1 protein-coding gene is annotated in these 371 nt (G+C 67.1%); it reads right to left on the bottom strand.

Annotated features, from left to right (window positions below):
• On the bottom strand, nucleotides 1-194 hold a 194-nt coding region (locus tag ACLJNW_RS23560; protein WP_410961134.1), incomplete at its 3' end, for an AraC family ligand binding domain-containing protein.
• Nucleotides 195-371 lie beyond the last annotated feature (177 nt).

The following is a 371-nucleotide window of genomic DNA, read 5'->3' as shown; positions in this document are numbered from 1 at the left end:
AGGAATACCTGGCCGGCGGTGCTGTCGTGTCGGCGTCGGCGGCAGTTGAATTGCGGCACGCCGATCTCGGTGTAGCCCATCAGGTAGCTGGCGTGCCAGTGCGGCTCGTAGGCGTGGCCCGCGACATGGGCGCGCAGGGTCTCGATCCCGGTCTCGGCGTCGCGGGCCAGGTCGATCCAGTCTCGGCTCCCCATCGTGCGTCAGGTCTTCCCACTCGTTGGTTTCGTCGCCGCGACTATAACGCGCCCGTCCCGGGGTTCTAGAAGATTCGTGCAGGCGGCTGCGCTCCTCCGGAGGCGGGAATGGATCGGCGTTTCTGGACAATCTAGCCAGGCCGCCGCGATGACTCCGCAAGGCCGCCCTCCCTAGAC

It is taken from the genome of Salmonella sp. SAL4457 (assembly GCF_046548235.1).
GTDB lineage: Bacteria > Pseudomonadota > Gammaproteobacteria > Enterobacterales > Enterobacteriaceae > Salmonella > Salmonella enterica.
The sequence above is the reverse complement of the archived record's forward strand: the minus strand, read 5'-3'. Positions and strand labels throughout refer to the sequence as shown.